Source organism: Holdemania sp. 1001095H_141210_F2 (assembly GCF_015558105.1).
Lineage (GTDB): Bacteria > Bacillota_I > Bacilli_A > Erysipelotrichales > Erysipelotrichaceae > Holdemania.
The window spans coordinates 1-17,431 of record NZ_JADNPO010000022.1; the positions used below are offsets into that span (position 1 = coordinate 1).

Sequence of the window (17,431 nt, forward strand, 5' to 3'; positions counted from 1 at the left end):
ACAAAAGGCCCTTATAGGGCCAGAGGATACCACCCGTTTTACGGGTGGTTTTGATATAAAAACAGCAGTGATGCATCACTTTCCATGAAGACAAAAAGCTCTTCCCGTTTACGCAATTCCTGCCGTGCGGCTGTCGATTTATGGTAAAATAAAGAAAATAAAGGGGACGGGAAGCGCGATGAAGTTCAGCATCCGGCATAAAATCATTTTCTTTTTTTCGCTGGCCAGCCTGCTGGTCTTTTCCGCGCTGGGGGCGTATATCGGCTTTGCGGTGCGTCCCCGGACGATGACCCAGACCCGCTTCGCAATCAGCCAGATGGTCGAATCAAAGGCTAACGAGGTCAGCATGTGGGTGAAGCGCATGGCGGTGGAATACCGCACGATCGCCGCGATTCCGGCATTCAGCTCAATGGACGTGCGCGAGATTACGCCGTTGATCGACCGCTTCACCGAGCTTTACAAGAAGAATGGGGAAACGATGGAAACCTTCTCTTATATCGGAAAAAACGGCTTCTGCTGGATCAACTCCAGCGCTGTGGAAAACCTGATGGATCACACCGACTACCAACAAGCCTATCAGAATGACCGTGAATTTATTCTGTCGCTGCCGGTGACCAATCCTGAACACCGGCAGGTGATGCTGTTTTACTATCCGATTTTAGGCAGCACGGGGATCAAGGAAGCGCTGATCTGCGCCGCGATCCCGACAGTGCGCTTAAAGGAAATCGTCAATCCGGTTCAGATCTACGAAGGCCGCAGCTGGGTCATGACGCGCAACAAAGATCTGATCACGACCGACGAGGAATATTTCGTTGAAAATGTTCTTTCCCGCAGCGCGTTGGATCAGCTGGATATGCGCTCGATTACCAGCTCCGACCAGTTCCGTGTCCGCGACGCCCGGGGAAAGCAGGCGACGTTGTTTGTTTCGCCGGTTACGGAATATGACGACTGGGTATTCTGCACGCTGGTGCAGGACTCCGTGATCGGCCGCTCAACCCATCAGATTTTAATCGGCGTGCTGATTCTGTTCTGCGTGCTGTTGTTGATCAACATCGTGATGGGCGCTTCGTTAGTGCAGTGGGTGCTCAAGCCGATCCGCTCGCTGCAGGGACGGATGAAAAAGGTCGAGGAAGGTACGCTGGACGCCTACTACACGCTGCCGGGCACGCATGATGAAATCGACTCGCTGGGTCAATCCTACAACGCGATGCTTGACGAGATCATTTCGCTGATCGATCGGATTTATCAGGAACAGGCGGAAAAACGCCAGGCTGAGCTGAAGGTGCTGCAGGCGCAGATCAAACCGCATTTCCTCTACAACACGCTGGATAATCTCAAGTGGATGGCGAAGGCTCAGGGCGCCGACGAGGTGGCCAAAGCGATCACCTCGCTGTCGACCTACTTCCGGATCTTTTTAAGTAATGGTCAGGAAAAAATCACGCTGGCGCAGGAATTTAAACATACCGAGGCCTATTTGACGATGCAGAAAATCCGCTATGGTCAGAAGCTGAATTCCACGCTGGAGCTGGCGGAGGACGCACGCGATTTGCCAATGCTGAAAATCCTGATTCAGCCGTTAGTGGAAAACGCAATTAATCACGGGCTGAAACCGAAGGAGAACGGCGGAACAATACAGGTCAGCGCCCGCTTGATCGGGGATCAGCTGGAAATTCAGGTGCGGGACGACGGCGTAGGGATGGATGAAGCCACGCTGACGGCGCTGCGCGAAGCGCTGCAAAAGGAACAGATGGAAGGCCATTACGGATTGCAGAACGTCTTGCGCCGCTGCCGGATTGAATACGGCGAAAAAGCTCGTCTGAGCATTGACAGCACCCCTGGCGTCGGCACGTGCGTGACGCTGACGCTGCCGGTGAAAGGAAAGGAGGAATCGGTATGATCCGCGCTTTGGTCGGGGACGATGAAGAAAATATCCGCAAGGGCTTAATCCGTCAGATCGAATCGCTGGATCTGGGAATTCAGGTGGTCGCGGCTGCGGAAAACGGCCGGCAGGTCATGGAATACTATGAGAAGATGACGCCCGATCTGCTCGTTCTGGATATCAACATGCCGCTGATGAGCGGGCTGGAGTGTATCGAACAAATCCGCGCGCAGGATCCCGACTGCGTGATTCTGATTCTTTCCGGCTACGATCATTTCAGCTATGCCCAGAAAGCGATCCAGCATCACGTCGATTTCTATTTGTTGAAGCCGGTGGAGGATGAGGAGCTGGAAGACGCGCTGCGTCAGTCCGTGGCGCGCTTTCAGCAGCGGATGGAACAACGCAAGCTGATCCGCCAGGCAAAGGAGGCCGAGCCGGAGCCGGCGTCCCTGATCCGTTATTTATATGAACACTTTACCGATCCGGATCTTAACGCCGAGAAGCTGCAGGAACAATTTTCGATCAGCCATTCGACGCTGTTCAAGCTTGTGAAAACCGCGACGGGCAAGACGCTGGTGGAATTGATCACCGACCTGCGGATGGAGCTGGCGCAGAAGCTGTTAGCCCAAAAGGAACTGCCGGTCAAGGAAATTGCCGGACGGTGCGGGTACAGCGATCAGTTTTATTTCTCCCGGATTTTTAAGAAGCAAACCGGTCTTTCGCCCAAAGAATACCGCGGCGAAGTGACGAAGGGGGATTCTGAATGAAGCGGGCATTGACCGCGCTGGCCTTGTGTCTGGCGCTTTCCGGTTGCACTGCCTCCTCAGCCGCAAAGGGGAAGATGGATGAACAGGGCCGCATCAGCGGGACATTTACCGGTACGGGTCAGGGGAAGCAGGGCGAGATCAAGGTCGATGTGATGATCGACCGCAACCAGATCCAGCACATCGAGATTCTCTCGCATAATGAAATCCCGGGCTTCGATACGGCGATGGTGCAGATGAGCGATGAAATTCTGTCGAAGAATTCCCTGCAGGTCGAAGTCGTCAGCGGCGCGACGTACACGTCAAAAGGTTTTCTGGAAGCCGTGCAGGATGCGCTCGATCAGGCCGGGATCCGCGAGGATCAGCTGGGCTGGAGCGACGAGGAAAACGAGGAACAGGAAATTGCATGCGACGTGCTGATCGTCGGCGGCGGGGGCGCGGGTTTCGCAGCGGCAATCGAAGCGCTGACGCAAAGCCATGATGAAGTTTGCATTGTGGAAAAAATGTCCTTTGGCGGCGGCAATACGCGGATGTCGGGCGGGGAATTTGCCGCGCCGGGCAACTGGGTGCAGCTTCAGGAGGGCATCGACAACGACAGTCCTGAATTGTTTTATGAGGATTTAATGAAGGGTGGAAAAAATCTCGGCAATCCGGAGCTGGTGCGGATTCTGGCAGACAATGCTTTAAGCAACGCCGAGTGGCTGCGCGATACCGTCGGCGTGCAGTACCGCGATCATCAGTCGTGGTATGGCGGGCATACCGTAGCGCGCACGCTGTGGCCCATCGGCGATGGTCCGCAGTATGTGGAAACGTTGATCCGCAAAGCGGAATCGTCAGGCGTAAAGGTGGAGTACAACACGCGCGTAGAGCGTTTCCTGCAGGATGAAACAGGCCGGGTGATCGGCGTGGAGGCTACCCGCGGCGGCCGGCCGCTGCGCTTTTACGCGCGCAAAGGCGTCATTTTGACGACCGGCGGCTTCGGCGCGAATGTGGAAATGCGGATGCAGTATGACACGCATTGGAACAAGCTCGACGCGAGCATCCCGACGACCAACTCCCCGGCAATCACCGGGGACGGGCTGCGGATGGCGGAAGCGATCGGCGCGAATCTGGTGGGGATGGAATACATTCAGCTCTATCCGGTCAACAATCCGGCTACCGGCAACTATTATTTTCTTGATTACGCCCGCCTGACCGCCAACGCGCTGTTAGTCAATAAGGAAGGGCAGCGGTTTGTCGACGAAAAGGAAACGCGCGATAATTTATCCGAAGCTGCGCTGAACCAGACCGGTGCGATGATCTACGAACTGATCGAACAGTCGGTTGTCGACGAGATGCAGCTGGATGAAACGATTGAAGCGGAGGTGCAGCGCTGTTATGACCAGGGCGTGTTGGCGATGGGGACGCTGGAAGAATGCGCGGCGTTCTTCGACATTCCGGTTAAGACGCTGCAAGCGACGGTGGATCGCTACAATCAATACGCCGCAGCCGGTCAGGATCCGGATTTCGGCCGGACCGATCAGCTGCAGCCGTTAGGGGAAGGTCCGTATATGATGTTCTCCGCCGTCGTGTCCGTCCATCACACGATGGGCGGTGTGCAGATTGACACCGAAGCCCGCGTCCTTGATACCGAAGGCCACCCGATTCCGGGTCTGTATGCGGCTGGGGAAGTGACGGGCGGGATCCACGGCGCAAACCGTTTGGGCTCCTGTTCAATTCCCGATACCGTGACATTCGGCCGGATCGCAGCCCGCAGCGCGCTGGCGATGAAATAGATCGTTAGCATTGAAAATCAACCCGGCTTTCCGCTACAATAAAGACATTGATTTGAATGAAGGATACAGGAGGAAATCCATGATATTTTTATGCTACCCGAAATGCAGTACATGCATGAAAGCGAAGAAACATCTGAATCAGCTGGGGCTGTCGTTTGAAGAACGGGATATTTCCCGGGAAAATCCGACCGCGGAAGAACTGGAACGGTGGATCGCGCTCAGCCACCTGCCGGTAAAGAAATTCTTCAATACGTCCGGCCGGCTGTATCAGTCGCTGCAGCTGAAGGAAAAACTGCCGCAAATGAGCGAACATGAGATGATTGCGCTGTTGGCCAGCGACGGGATGCTTGTGAAACGTCCGCTGTTAATTAAGGAAGACAAGGTGTTAGTCGGCTATCAGGCCGAGGCCTACGCCGCGTTAATATGAAGATTCTGTTATCGCCAGCCAAAACCTTCCGCAGGCAGCCGCTGCCGGATGTGCCTGCCGGGCAGACTCCGCAGTACATGGAAACGACAGAGCTGCTTCATGAGGAACTGAAAAAACTGACCGTCGATCAATGGCAAAAGCAGTTTAAGCTTTCGGAAAAAGCAGCGCTGGAAAACAGAGCGCGGATGAATCAGCCGCAGCCGGCGGCCGCCGCGCTGGCCGCTTTTCATGGGGAAGCATTCCGCAATTTCCAGGCAGAAACCTTGAGCGCGGAGGACTGGCGCTATTGCGAGGAACACCTGCGGATTTTATCCGCGTATTACGGCTTGTTAAGACCGCTGGATTTCATTCGGCCGTACCGGCTGGATCCGGTCGATAAAGCCGGCACGCTGACACCGTTAACCTTGTGGAAGCCGCTTTTAAGGCAGGCATTAGACGGCGAGGAGGTGCTGATTCTGGCGTCGCAGGAGTACGCCCGGATGGTCGATGTTTCCGATGCGGTGACGGTACAGTTTGTGAAGAACGGCCGGAAGGCGCCGTCGATGGAAGCGAAGAAGCTGCGCGGCAGGATGGCGCGTCAGATCGTCGATCAGCGGATCACGCGGCGCGCGGACGTGCGTTCGCTGGACGTGGCGGGCTATCGTTACCAGAGGGAGCTTTCCACAGCGGAGGTCTGGGTGTTTGCAGAGGGGGAACAGGAATGAAAAACAAAGGGGTTCAGTTTATTTTATTGTCCGCATTTTTCTTCGCGGTCATGAATTTGTTCGTCAAATTATCCGGCGATCTGCCGTCGATTCAGAAAAGCTTTTTCCGCAATCTGGTGGCGGCCGGGGTTGCGGCGGCGATCTTGATCCGCAGTCATCAGGGGTTTGGATTCCAGAAAAAGAATCTGCCGCTGCTGATCCTGCGCTCGACGCTCGGTACGATCGGCATTCTGTGCAATTTTTATGCGGTCGATCATCTGGTGATGTCCGACGCGTCGATGTTAAGCAAGCTTTCGCCGTTTTTTGTGATCATCTTTTCGGCGCTGTTCCTGAAGGAAAAAGCCGATAACGTGCAGAAGCTGAGCGTTGTGGCGGCGTTTGTCGGCAGTCTGTTTATCATTAAACCGGGCTTGCGGATCGAACAGATCGTGCCGTCGTTAGTCGGTTTTGCGGGAGCGATGGCCGCCGGCAGTGCGTATACCTGTGTGCGCGGTTTAAGTCAGCGCGGCGAGCGCGGACCGCTGATCGTCTTCTTCTTTTCCGCTTTTTCCTGTCTGGTGACGCTGCCGTATCTGGTGTTCAGCTTCGCGCCGATGACGCTGTTTCAGCTGATCTCGCTGTTGTTAGCGGGGGTGGCCGCGGCCTGCGCCCAGTTCAGCGTGACGGCGGCATACAGCTATGCCCCGGCCAAGGAAATTTCAGTGTTCGATTATTCCCAGGTCGTCTTCTCGGCAATCCTGGGCTGGATTGTTTTTGGTCAGATCCCGGACGCGCTGTCGTTTGTCGGCTACGCACTGATCATCGCCGTTGCGGTGCTGTTGTACCGGCATAATCAGAAGGTCGGCGGATGATTAAAGAAGGTGCGCTTTATCCCGTGTATATCAGTTCTTTTCCACAATGGCTGCGTCCGTGGATGGAAATCCCCGCAATGAAGCGGCTGAAAGACATTGGCATGAACTGCGGGCTGGAATATACCCGGTACCCGATCTATCGCCATCTGACGAAACCCTATTTCCGTTATGAACACAGCGTTGGAACCGCGTTGATCGTCTGGCATTTCACGCAGGATCGGGCTCAGACAATCGCGGCGCTGCTTCATGATATCAGCACGCCGGTGTTCGCGCATGTGATCGACTTCCTCAACGAGGATCATCTGACGCAGGAATCGACGGAAGGGCCGACGCGCCGGGTGATTGAACAGTCGCCGGAATTGCAGCGGCTGTTAACTCGCGCCGGACTGAGTACGGAACAGGTGTGCGATTATCATCACTATCCGATTGCGGATAACGATTCGCCGCAGCTGTCGGCAGACCGGCTGGAATATACGCTGGGCAACGCGCTGGCGTTTCAAGCCTATCCTTTGGATCGGCTGCGGGCGATCTATGCGGATCTGATCGCCGCTCATGATGAACACGGTCAGCCGGAGCTGGTGTTTCGCTCCTTCAGGCGGGCACGGGAATTCGCTCGGCTGGCTTTGATCAATTCCTGGATTTATGTCGCGGATGAGGATCGCTATGCCATGCAGCGGCTGGCGGATTTAATCCGGTCTGCACTGCATCGCCGCGTGTTGTCGCTGGAGGACTTGATGACGAGTGAACCGCAGGTCATTGCCAGGCTGAAACAAGAGGATCAAAGCTGTAAGGCATGGGACGCCTATTGCCAGCTGCATCAGCTGCGCCGGGCGGTCGTACCGGGGCAAAAGGAAGGTTGGCTGCAGGTCAAAGCGAAGCGGCGCTGGATCGATCCGCTGGTGCTGAATCAGGGGCGGTTAAGCAAGCTTGATCCGTTTTATAAGGCGGAGATCGAAGCGTTTCTGCATCAGGATCAAACGATCTGGCTGAAAGAAATTTCCAACGAAAAATAACGGCAGAAAAAAATCTGCCTTTTTTGTTGACAGAACAGTTATCCTGTGGTAACATTTAATCATAAGTTAGATAATACTAACTTAAATGCAGCTAAAATCTCCTCTTTCCTGCATGTGTATCAAGTTCGCTGCGGTCCCGGATTTTCACTTTCAAAGGAAAGGTGAAAATTCCGCAGCCTCCTCTTATTGATCATCCTCACCCCCTGTATTGCCTAACAATTTCCCCCAGGAAAATCAATCAGGATGATCAAAATCTTAGCTCTCTTTCGCTGGCGGCAGAGAGCTTCTTTTACTTTTGCTTCCCCCTTGCCTGCGGGCAACTTACAACACTGAAGTTGCCTTACGCTAATAAAGTTAGTTAATCTTAACTAAATGCGTTGACATGGCTGGGGACCATGCTAAAATTGTACTGGAACAGTTAGAAAGAAGGAATGGCATGACCTTATTTGATTGTCAGGTCGGCGAAAAAGCGGAGGTTCTCGGCGTCAGCGGGGAACGGGCGATCCGCAAACGTTTGATCGATATGGGAATTACCACAGGCACTGTCCTGTTTATCAGAAAAGTAGCGCCGCTGGGCGATCCGATTGAGATTCGCTGCCGCGGTTATGAATTATCGCTGCGCAAAGACGAGGCGAAAACGATAGAAGTCAGGAGGGTCGGTTAATGAATTTTAAAGTCGCCCTCGCAGGCAATCCGAATTCCGGAAAAACGACGCTGTTTAACCGGCTGACCGGTTCCAGGCAGCATGTCGGCAACTGGCCGGGCGTTACGATTGAGAAAAAAGAAGGTTCCTTTCAGATTGAGGAGCATGAAATCACGCTGGTCGATCTGCCGGGAATTTATTCGATGTCCGTTTACAGCATGGAGGAAATCGTCGCGCGTGATTTCATCATGGACGAACATCCGGATTTGATTTTAAACATCGTTGACGGCACCAACATCGAGCGCAACCTGTACCTGAGCTTACAGCTGAAGGAGCTGGGCATCCCGATGGTCATCGCGGTGAACATGCTTGACGAGCTGAAGGGCAAAGGCATAACGATAGATTTGAAAAAACTGGCAGCGCTGTTAGATACGCCGGTTGTCGCAATCAGCGCGAAAAACGGCAGCGGCATGGAAGAACTGATTCATGAGCTGGTTCACAACACACACAGCTCGGTATTGGACTACGATCCGGCGACAGAAGCGATCCTGAAACAGATCAGCGTGATCCGCGAAGCCTGCCGGCACGATCATGTCCACGACAAGTTCTATGCGATGAAAATGCTGGAAAACGACGAGGTGATCGTCCGCGATCTGCGGATGTCCAAAGCGCAGCTGAACGAACTGGAGTCGCTGCAGAAGCAATTCTGCGCTCAGCGGGGACAACGGGAAATCGACATGGCGGTCGCAGACATGCGCTACGCATTGATCGAAGCGATGATGAAGCAATGCGTAAAAAAGAGCGACAGCGAGACGTCGGTTTCCGACCGCATCGACATGATCGTCACCAACAAGTATTTGGGGATTCCGGTTTTCTTTCTGATCTTATTTTTAATGTTCATCGTGACCTTCGGCCCGATCGGCGAAGGGCTGAAGGGCTGGGTTGAAACGTTGATCAACGACGTGCTCGCAGCAAATCTGTTAGTGGCGCTGACTTCGATGGCCGTGGCGCCGTGGGCGCTGGATCTGGTCAACACGGTGATCGGCGGGGTGGGCAGCGTGCTGTCGTTCATGCCGCAGATCATGCTTCTGTTCTTATTTCTGTCAGTGCTGGAAGACAGCGGTTATATGTCCCGGGCGGCGTTTCTGATGGATGGGATGCTGCGCAAGATCGGTCTGAATGGCAAGGCGTTCATTCCGATGCTGATGGGGTTTGGCTGTACAGTGCCGGCCGTCATGGCTTCGCGGGTGCTGGAACATGAACAGGACCGCAAGATGACGATCCTGTTGATTCCGTTTATGTCCTGCGGCGCGAAGCTGCCGGTCTATGCCCTGTTTGCCGGGATTTTCTTTCCGGAACATTCCGGCGTGGCGATCTTCAGCATGTATGTGCTGGGCATTCTGGTTGCGATTGGCTGCGGCTTCCTGCTTCGCCATACGGTGTTTAAAGAGAATGAATCCACATTTATTTTAGAGCTGCCGCCGTATCGGATTCCGTCGTTTCAGGTCACGATGATCCACATGTGGCAGAAGGCCAAGGGGTTCCTGATCAAAGCCGGAACGATCATCTTCTCGATGACGGTGCTGCTGTGGGTGCTGACCAATTTCAGCTTCACACTGCAGATGGTGGCGGATCCGACTTCGAGTATTCTGGGGACGATCGGCCGGTTGATCGCGCCGCTGCTGATCCCGCTGGGCTTTGGCCACTGGCAGTCGGCGATCGCGCTGATTTCCGGGCTGATCGCGAAGGAGAGCGTCGTCTCGTCGATGGCGGTCATGTACAACGTCGGCAATGTTTCGCAGCTTTCAGGCGTTTTGACCCGCGTCTTCACGCCGGCCTCGGCGATCGCGTTCATGACGTTTGTGCTGCTTTACGCGCCATGCGTCGCGGCCATTTCAGCGATTCACTCGGAGGCGGGCAGCTGGAAATATACGCTCAAGTCGATGGGCTTTCAAATCAGCGTGGCCTATTGCGTTTCCTTTGTCGTGTACCATGTCGTTTCCTTATTTATATAAGTCGATAATTTCTGCTGCCAAGACAATCTCAAAAAAGGGCTGAGGAATCCGATTCGGATTCCTTTTTGCGAGGGGGAATAGCCTGATGAAAACGTTCTGTTTCCATCATAAGAAAAATAAGCACGACGCAGAATGCACTGCGGGCTGCTTACAGCTGATATTGTGGGGGGTTCAGGATCTGAGACCGCCGGACGCAGTTTAACCTGTCCGTCTGGCCGACGCTGTACCCGCGCGAGCAAAGGCTGGGGCTGCCGGTTCAGTTTGGGATTCAAGCTTGGAATTTGCGAAGAAAGAAAGCGGTTTAGTTGTTCTGATTCAAAGGATTTGTTATAATAAAAAGCAGAAAGCGAGGGCAGGATCATTATGGAACGAATTAATGAATCATCAGAGAATTATCTGGAAAGCATATTGATTCTGGAACAGCGCAACCCGAGCGTCAGAATGAGCGACATCGCCGCCATGCTTCACGTCAGCAAGCCCAGCGTCAATAAGGCGATGGGCGTCCTGAAGGATGCCGGCTACATTCATCAGGAAATTTACGGTACGATCCACCTGACCGAATCCGGCCGCCAATATGCCGAAAAAGTTTACAGCCGGCACATTTTGTTTAAACGATTTCTGACGGAAGTGCTGGAAGTCGACGAACCGACAGCGGAGGAAGATGCCTGTCATATGGAACATTGTGTCAGCGATGAAACCATGGACAAACTGCGGATCTTCCTGACTGAGGCGCTGGAACGCAACGCACAGAAAAACAAGTAATTCACGAAAGCGGCGAAGGCCGCTTTTCTGATGGTGCCGCGCAAGATCGGTCGCCGCAAAAAGGCCGCCGCAAAACATTCGGGAGGTCAAATTCAGCCGGGATTGCGCGAACATTGCCGATGACAGAGCAGGCATGTGTCCGATCCTTTTCTGCGGTCCTTTTGTTTTGGATCGTTGAAGGTAAAAACAAAAAACGTCGTTTCTGATAATAGAACGACGTTTTTCGATGAAACATCCGCAATCACTGAGATTGCGATGCGTCTGTTTCGCTGATTCTTATAGAACAGCGGTGCAGGGAAGCTTATTTCACTTCCTGGATTGAAGAAGCGACATGCTGAGCCGCGATTCTTCCAAACGTGATCGCGTTGGAAATGGTATAACCGTTGGAATTGGTCACGGTGGTCACTTCACCCGCGGCATACAAGCCGTCAATGACGCTGCCGTCAATCCGCGTAACCTGAGCGCTGCTGTTTTTCGTGATCCCGCCATGACAAACGCTGGAGAAGAACGTCGTCTTTAACGCATAGTACGGGCCCGTTGAGATCGGGAACCAGAACTGCGCGGTGCGGCCATAATCTTCATCTTCCATCTTTGCCGCAAAGGAGTTCCAGCGATCAACGGTGGCTTTTAACGTTTCCGCGTCGATTCCGGTTTTCTGCGCCAGCTCATCCAGCGTATCCGCAACGACGACGCCTTCATGATCCTTAGCCGCGTCTGCGATCTGCATCATTTCCAGCGATGCTTCGTCGGCAAGACTCCAGAAATAATCGACGCCGGTTCTTCCATACAGATCAACGACGTCATCTTTGATTTCCTGATTCCAGGTCTGCGCCGTTCTTTTCTCATCCATAAAGCGGCGGCCATCCTGACCGACAAAGATCGTAAACATATATGGGAACTGGCTCGTACGGTTTTCAACCTCGCGCAGATAGACCTGAATCTGATCAAGATTCTGAACGCCTGCGCCCACCGCAGCAGCCATCACCAGACCATCGCCGGTCTGATAAGCTAAATTCGACGTCTGAAAATAGCGGTTCTGCTCGGCCACGGCAGCCATCAAATCCCCGTTGGCGCTGTATCCGCCGGTAGCCATGAGCGTCGCCCTGGCTTTAATCCGGATTGTTTCGCCGTTTTCGTTCACACATTCCGCGCCGATGACACGGCCTTCCTCCATGATTAAGGCTTTGGCTTCCGTATTCAGCCGCACGTCGATGGAACGATCCGCAACAGCTTTTTCAAACGGTTCGCGCAAGCCGGAACCTTCGCCTTCGACCAGATGGATGGTCGGGAACGTACCGTAACCGTCTTTAACGATGACCTCCGGCTGAAACGGAACGCCCAGCGTATTGATCATCCAGTCGATCGTTTTGCCGGCGCTTTCAATCGTTAGCCGGGTTAATTCTTCATCCAGAATGTAGTGCTTTTCCCGCTGCTGCTCCGCAATCACATCCTCAACATTCACGTGCAGATCCAGCGCTTTGGTGACTTCCGTTTCCACGCCGCCGAAGATTCCGCCGGAGTAAACGGCCGCGCCGCCCAGCATTCCGGTTTTTTCAACGATCATGATGTTTTCAACGCCCTGATCCGCAGCTTCAACCGCGCTGGCAATGCCTGCCGCGCCGCCGCCGATGATCAGGTAGTCGACTTCCGCATCAAATTTTACAGTTGGGGTCTGCGCTTCTGGCGCTGCGCTGCATCCTGCGAACAGGAGCGCTGCCAGAAGGGGCAGGAAGAACTTCTTCATTCGCATTTCTTTTTCCTCTTTTAACTCATGTTATGATGAGTCTTTCTTTCTGATTTTTAGAATACAACATCCGTCACCGGGACAGTCAAGCCGGATTTTTACTGTCTTTTTTTCGCTTATTTCCGCAACTTGTCCTCATTTCTGAACATTTAATTATTATTTTCACATTCTTCCTTGAAAAAACTGTCCTGTACGGGTATGCTTTGACTGAGGTGATTTTTCATGCGCGTTCATGAAGCCTGCAAGAAAACGGGATTAAGCCGCAAGGCAGTGCATTTTTACATTCAGGAAGGACTGGTCTGTCCGGCCAAAAATGAAAATGGTTATTATGATTTAAGTGAAGTTGATCTGAAAACGCTCAAGATTATTCAGCGGCTGCGCCGGCTGGGACTGCCGATCGAAGTGATCCATGAAGCGTTCCGGTATCCCATTTCGTTAAATTTTTTCCTGCATCGCCATGTTTATCAACAAAAGCAGAAAATCAATGAAATGGCGGCCCAGCTGGAAGTGATCCGTTATCTTCTGGAGAGCATTCCCTGCAACGCGACGCCGGAGCTTCTTTTGAAACTGCCGCGTCAGCACTTTGACGAGCTGCCCAAAAATCGCCTGGCGGATTCGCTGGGGATGGTTTCCGACGCGCGGATGATCGCAATTTTATTATTAGCGCCGTTTCTGGATATCGAGGTTGATCCCTACCGGCAATTTTTGTGGGATCGGATTTCTTCTGAACTGAAGGTGCAGTTTAAAGAAAATCTGACCGTCCTGCAGCAGTTGATTTATCATCTGAGCGCGCAGCAGATTCAGCGGTCGACAGAAGCACAGTACGCGTTGTTTCTGCGGCTGTCGCAGGGGGATTCGCTGGAACCCTTTGAAGCAGAGCTGTTAAACCAGTGTCAGCTTTTAAGTGAAGACGAACATCTGCAGGCGGTCTGGCTGCTGCTGTATGAGCTGATTCTGCGTCCGACTCTGGAATTTTATCAAAGCGCGCTGCTGGGATTGATGATGGAGTTCAGCGATCGTTTCACGCTGTGCATGCAGCGGTTGGAAACGATTCTGGAAAATGTCCGGAAAAATCCGAAGTCGCTGCCGTTAATCGAACGCCTGACGACAACGCTGCATGGAAAATTTCAAATAGGGCAAGGTCTGGACTCCGATTTGTTTCTGGTCTATACCTTCAGCTGCAGCCTGTTTTCTTCCTGCCCGGTCGAACAGCTGCGGGAGTGGCTGAAGCCTTCGCTATATTAAGCAGTTTGCTTTGCGATGGGAAAAGTATGCGAAAGAGTAACCTCGTCTTGGCCGAAGACCGCGGCGCAGCGATTTTTGATAAGCAAAAAGAACGATTGGAATAATAACTTTCAATCGCTTAGACCGGCAAGGAAAACAACGAACGCAGAACAACGCAAACAAAGAAATGTTTGAGGCTCTGGGGGGGGGTTAAAGACTGGGAAATAATTGGGAATCTTCTGGAATTCGTGTCTATCAAAGTATAAAAGAGGGGATTCAGGGTATACAAAAAGAGCTGGAAAACGAAGAAAACCGCAAAATGCAACGCCTGAAACAGTGGATTGCGCGGGAAACCGGAAAAGAAATGCGAAATTTCTAAAAAGGTTGTTCTTTTCTCGTTGACAATTCATTGAATATCCGCTAGAATTAACCTCGCTTAGCTACGAATAAGGGTTTCCTGCGTGGAAACTTATATTTATGCCAAGGAATGGCACGCTTGGAAGTGTGTGCTTGAAAAGATCGAAAGGAGAAAAACCATGCCAACGATTAATCAGTTAGTCCGCAAGGGCCGTGAGAACAAGGTTTGGAAATCGAAGTCCCCGGCTTTAAACAGAGGTTACAACAGCCTGCAGCGTCAGGCCACCACCATCGCATCTCCACAGAAGAGAGGCGTCTGCACCCGTGTCGGTACCATGACACCGAAAAAGCCGAACTCGGCGCTGCGTAAATACGCGCGTGTTCGTCTGAGCAACGGAATGGAAGTTACAGCTTATATCCCAGGAATCGGTCACAACCTGCAGGAGCACAGTGTTGTTCTGATCCGCGGCGGCCGTGTTAAGGACCTCCCAGGTGTCCGTTACCACATCATCCGCGGAACTCTGGACTGCGCCGGCGTTGCCAACCGGAATCAGAGCCGTTCTCTGTACGGGGCAAAGAAGCCGAAAGCTAAGAAATAAGGAGGGAATAACACATGCCAAGAAAAGGTTATATTGCGAAGAGAGATGTATTGGTCGATCCAATTTACAATTCGAAACTGGTCACTCGCTTAATCAACAAGCTGATGCTGGATGGCAAGAAGAACGTCGCTCAGGATATCCTGTACAACGCTTTCGATATCGTCGAAGCGAAGACCGGACGTCAGCCGATGGAAGTCTTTGAACAGGCTCTGTCCAACATCATGCCGCTGCTGGAACTGAAGGTTCGCCGTGTCGGCGGCGCCAACTACCAGGTCCCAATCGAAGTTTCTTCTGAAAGAAGACTGACGCTGGGTCTGCGCTGGCTGGTTAATTACAGCCGTCTGCGCCATGAAAAAACCATGGAACAGCGTCTGGCTGCGGAAATCATGGATGCGGCCAACGGCACCGGGGCTTCCGTCAAGAAGAAGGAAGATACCCACAAGATGGCCGAAGCCAACAAGGCTTTCGCTCATTACCGCTGGTAAGCGGCTGCAGAATCTGCAGAGTTACGAAAGGAGAAATTTATGGCTCGTGAATTTTCGCTAGAAAATACCCGTAATATCGGAATCATGGCTCACATTGATGCTGGCAAGACCACCACAACGGAACGTATCCTTTATTACACCGGAAAAACTCATAAACTGGGAGAAACCCATGACGGCGCCTCTCAGATGGACTGGATGGCGCAGGAACAGGAACGTGGCATCACGATCACTTCTGCGGCCACAACCGCTTCCTGGAAAGGCCACCGCATCAATATCATTGATACTCCGGGTCACGTCGACTTCACGGTTGAAGTTGAACGTTCCCTGCGTGTCTTAGACGGCGCGGTTACCGTTCTGGATGCCAAAGCCGGCGTTGAGCCGCAGACGGAAACTGTCTGGCGTCAGGCGTCGACCTATAAAGTTCCGCGGATCGTTTTCTGTAATAAAATGGATGCGACCGGCGCAGACTTCATGATGTCGGTGCGCAGCATCGGCGATCGCTTAGGCGCGAAAGCGGCGGCGATCCAGCTGCCGATCGGCGCGGAAAACACATTCCGCGGCATCATCGACCTGCTGGAAATGAATGCGATCTTCTACGCTGACGATCTGGGAACCAAGATGGAAGTCAAGGAAATCCCGGCGGATATGCTGGAACAGGCGCAGCAGCTGCGGGCGGAGCTGATCGAAAAAGCAGCCGATTACGATGATGAACTGATGATGAAGGTATTGGAAGGCGAAGAGCCAACGATTCCTGAAATCAAAGCGGCGATCCGTAAGGGCGTCTGCTCGTCGGAATTCTTCCCGGTTCTGTGCGGTTCCGCTTATAAGAACAAAGGCGTACAGCTGATGCTGGATGCTGTTATCGACTACCTGCCGTCCCCGCTGGATATCCCGTCCATCCAGGGTCACCTGGAAGACGGCACGCAGGAAGCCCGTCATGCCAACGACAGCGAACCGTTTGCGGCGCTGGCGTTCAAGGTCATGACCGACCCGTTTGTCGGCCGTCTGACTTACTTCCGCGTTTACTCCGGAACGGCAACGGCAGGCTCTTACGTCCTGAATGCGACGAAGGATACGCGCGAACGTTTCGGCCGTATCGTTCAGATGCACGCGAATCACCGTGCGGAAATCACGGAAGTCTTCGCCGGTGATATTGCGGCGGCGGTCGGCTTAAAGGCCACGACGACCGGCGATACGCTGTGCGATGAAAAAGCCCCGATCATCCTTGAATCGATGGTCTTCCCGGAACCGGTTATCCAGATGTCCGTTGAGCCGAAGACCAAAGCGGACTCCGATAAGATGGGCCTGGCGTTAGCGAAGCTGGCGGAAGAAGACCCGACGTTCAAGACGTACACGGATGAAGAAACAGGCCAGACGATCATCGCCGGTATGGGCGAATTGCATCTGGACATCATCGTCGATCGGATGCGCCGTGAATTTAAGGTTGAATGCAACGTCGGCGCGCCGCAGGTTGCTTATCGTGAAACGATTCGCCAGGCGGCCGAGTGCGAAGGCAAGTTTGTCCGTCAGTCCGGCGGTCGCGGTCAGTATGGCCACGTCTGGATCAAATTTGAACCCAACGAAGAAGGCAAGGGCTTCGAATTTATCGACGCTGTTGTCGGCGGCACCGTTCCGCGCGAATACATCAAGCCGACTCAGGAAGGCCTGGAGGCAGCGCTGAACAACGGTTTAGTCGCAGGCTATCCGGTTGTCGATATCAAGGCTACGCTGTTCGACGGTTCCTACCATGAAGTCGACTCGTCTGAAATGGCGTTTAAGATTGCGGCTTCGATGGCCTTGAAAGAAGCGGCTAAGAAATGTAAGCCGGTGCTGCTGGAACCGATCATGTCGGTTGAAGTCACAGCGCCAAACGAATACCTCGGCAGCGTGATGGGCGACATCACCAAGCGCCGCGGTCAGATCCGCGATCAGGAAGAACGTGCCAACGCAATCGTTGTCCGCGCTTTCGTACCGCTGTCTGAAATGTTCGGTTATTCCACGGATCTGCGTTCGTTTACCCAGGGCCGCGGCAACTATGTAATGCAGATGGACCACTATTCAGAAGTTCCGAAGAGCATTGCTGAAAAAATCGCCAAGAAAAACGCTTCCGCTGAGTAATCTGACCTTGATTTCTTCGGACGTTTATCTTAAAATAGACTTGGCTAATTGAATGGAAAATTAGGAGGAAT

At 53.1% G+C, this 17,431-nt stretch carries 15 protein-coding genes; 14 read left to right on the forward strand and 1 reads right to left on the reverse strand.

All coding sequences use genetic code 11. The features are described from left to right. Positions 1–178: 178 nt before the first annotated feature. The 10 genes from I2G61_RS11975 (at position 179) to I2G61_RS12020 (ending at position 10,833) form a co-directional block, all read left to right on the forward strand. Complete coding sequence (locus I2G61_RS11975) at positions 179–1,897, forward strand: sensor histidine kinase (protein WP_229056914.1); 1,719 nt, start codon at positions 179–181, stop codon at positions 1,895–1,897. Next, positions 1,894–2,646 carry a response regulator gene (locus I2G61_RS11980; RefSeq protein WP_072685378.1) on the forward strand — a complete coding sequence of 251 codons (753 nt, stop codon included), beginning with the start codon at positions 1,894–1,896 and terminating at the stop codon, positions 2,644–2,646. Before I2G61_RS11975 ends, I2G61_RS11980 begins: the two co-directional genes overlap by 4 nt. Next, positions 2,643–4,418, forward strand: coding sequence for a flavocytochrome c (locus tag I2G61_RS11985; RefSeq protein ID WP_072685379.1), 1,776 nt, complete (start codon positions 2,643–2,645; stop codon positions 4,416–4,418). The genes I2G61_RS11980 and I2G61_RS11985 overlap by 4 nt, the downstream gene beginning before the upstream one ends. A gap of 79 nt (positions 4,419–4,497) precedes the next feature. Beyond that, positions 4,498–4,845, forward strand: coding sequence for an arsenate reductase family protein (locus tag I2G61_RS11990; protein WP_072685380.1), 348 nt, complete (start codon positions 4,498–4,500; stop codon positions 4,843–4,845). Beyond that, positions 4,842–5,549: a YaaA family protein gene (locus I2G61_RS11995; RefSeq protein ID WP_072685381.1), complete on the forward strand. Its 708-nt coding sequence runs from the start codon at positions 4,842–4,844 to the stop codon at positions 5,547–5,549. Before I2G61_RS11990 ends, I2G61_RS11995 begins: the two co-directional genes overlap by 4 nt. Beyond that, positions 5,546–6,400: a DMT family transporter gene (locus I2G61_RS12000; protein WP_072685382.1), complete on the forward strand. Its 855-nt coding sequence runs from the start codon at positions 5,546–5,548 to the stop codon at positions 6,398–6,400. Before I2G61_RS11995 ends, I2G61_RS12000 begins: the two co-directional genes overlap by 4 nt. Beyond that, positions 6,397–7,413 (forward strand): HD domain-containing protein, encoded by a 1,017-nt coding sequence (locus tag I2G61_RS12005; RefSeq protein WP_072685383.1) that lies wholly within the window; start codon positions 6,397–6,399, stop codon positions 7,411–7,413. The genes I2G61_RS12000 and I2G61_RS12005 overlap by 4 nt, the downstream gene beginning before the upstream one ends. A gap of 436 nt (positions 7,414–7,849) precedes the next feature. Continuing rightward, a complete protein-coding gene (locus I2G61_RS12010; RefSeq protein WP_072685384.1) occupies positions 7,850–8,077 on the forward strand; it encodes a ferrous iron transport protein A in 228 nt (75 codons plus the stop codon). Beyond that, entirely contained in the window at positions 8,077–10,071 is a 1,995-nt protein-coding gene (gene feoB / locus I2G61_RS12015; protein WP_072685385.1) for a ferrous iron transport protein B, read from the forward strand. The genes I2G61_RS12010 and feoB overlap by 1 nt, the downstream gene beginning before the upstream one ends. Positions 10,072–10,434: 363 nt before the next feature. Continuing rightward, positions 10,435–10,833 (forward strand): metal-dependent transcriptional regulator, encoded by a 399-nt coding sequence (locus tag I2G61_RS12020; RefSeq protein WP_072685386.1) that lies wholly within the window; start codon positions 10,435–10,437, stop codon positions 10,831–10,833. Between the two features lie 301 nt (positions 10,834–11,134). Here I2G61_RS12020 and I2G61_RS12025 read toward each other — a convergent pair whose 3' ends face one another. Next, a complete protein-coding gene (locus I2G61_RS12025; RefSeq protein WP_072685387.1) occupies positions 11,135–12,583 on the reverse strand; it encodes an FAD-dependent oxidoreductase in 1,449 nt (482 codons plus the stop codon). 216 nt (positions 12,584–12,799) lie between these two features. Between I2G61_RS12025 and I2G61_RS12030 the strand changes: the two genes are divergently transcribed. From I2G61_RS12030 to fusA, 4 genes are all read left to right on the forward strand, one after another. Further along, positions 12,800–13,822, forward strand: coding sequence for a MerR family transcriptional regulator (locus I2G61_RS12030; RefSeq protein ID WP_072685388.1), 1,023 nt, complete (start codon positions 12,800–12,802; stop codon positions 13,820–13,822). A 515-nt stretch (positions 13,823–14,337) separates the two neighbouring features. Next, positions 14,338–14,757, forward strand: a complete 420-nt coding sequence (gene rpsL, locus I2G61_RS12035; RefSeq protein ID WP_039864122.1) for a 30S ribosomal protein S12 — start codon at positions 14,338–14,340, stop codon at positions 14,755–14,757. 14 nt (positions 14,758–14,771) lie between these two features. Beyond that, entirely contained in the window at positions 14,772–15,242 is a 471-nt protein-coding gene (gene rpsG, locus I2G61_RS12040; RefSeq protein WP_006058545.1) for a 30S ribosomal protein S7, read from the forward strand. 39 nt (positions 15,243–15,281) lie between these two features. Further along, positions 15,282–17,360 (forward strand): elongation factor G, encoded by a 2,079-nt coding sequence (gene fusA, locus I2G61_RS12045; RefSeq protein ID WP_072685389.1) that lies wholly within the window; start codon positions 15,282–15,284, stop codon positions 17,358–17,360. The last annotated feature ends 71 nt before the right edge of the window (positions 17,361–17,431 follow it).

Excerpts from the sequence above, each read along its gene's own strand:
- I2G61_RS11975 (WP_229056914.1), top strand. The coding sequence starts at position 179 with ATGAAGTTCAGCATCCGGCATAAAATCATTTTCTTTTTTTCGCTGGCC.
- I2G61_RS11980 (WP_072685378.1), top strand. The coding sequence starts at position 1,894 with ATGATCCGCGCTTTGGTCGGGGACGATGAAGAAAATATCCGCAAGGGC.
- I2G61_RS11985 (WP_072685379.1), top strand. The coding sequence starts at position 2,643 with ATGAAGCGGGCATTGACCGCGCTGGCCTTGTGTCTGGCGCTTTCCGGT.
- I2G61_RS11990 (WP_072685380.1), top strand. The coding sequence starts at position 4,498 with ATGATATTTTTATGCTACCCGAAATGCAGTACATGCATGAAAGCGAAG.
- I2G61_RS11995 (WP_072685381.1), top strand. The coding sequence starts at position 4,842 with ATGAAGATTCTGTTATCGCCAGCCAAAACCTTCCGCAGGCAGCCGCTG.
- I2G61_RS12000 (WP_072685382.1), top strand. The coding sequence starts at position 5,546 with ATGAAAAACAAAGGGGTTCAGTTTATTTTATTGTCCGCATTTTTCTTC.
- I2G61_RS12005 (WP_072685383.1), top strand. The coding sequence starts at position 6,397 with ATGATTAAAGAAGGTGCGCTTTATCCCGTGTATATCAGTTCTTTTCCA.
- I2G61_RS12010 (WP_072685384.1), top strand. The coding sequence starts at position 7,850 with ATGACCTTATTTGATTGTCAGGTCGGCGAAAAAGCGGAGGTTCTCGGC.
- feoB (WP_072685385.1), top strand. The coding sequence starts at position 8,077 with ATGAATTTTAAAGTCGCCCTCGCAGGCAATCCGAATTCCGGAAAAACG.
- I2G61_RS12020 (WP_072685386.1), top strand. The coding sequence starts at position 10,435 with ATGGAACGAATTAATGAATCATCAGAGAATTATCTGGAAAGCATATTG.
- I2G61_RS12025 (WP_072685387.1), bottom strand. The coding sequence starts at position 12,583 with ATGCGAATGAAGAAGTTCTTCCTGCCCCTTCTGGCAGCGCTCCTGTTC.
- I2G61_RS12030 (WP_072685388.1), top strand. The coding sequence starts at position 12,800 with ATGCGCGTTCATGAAGCCTGCAAGAAAACGGGATTAAGCCGCAAGGCA.
- rpsL (WP_039864122.1), top strand. The coding sequence starts at position 14,338 with ATGCCAACGATTAATCAGTTAGTCCGCAAGGGCCGTGAGAACAAGGTT.
- rpsG (WP_006058545.1), top strand. The coding sequence starts at position 14,772 with ATGCCAAGAAAAGGTTATATTGCGAAGAGAGATGTATTGGTCGATCCA.
- fusA (WP_072685389.1), top strand. The coding sequence starts at position 15,282 with ATGGCTCGTGAATTTTCGCTAGAAAATACCCGTAATATCGGAATCATG.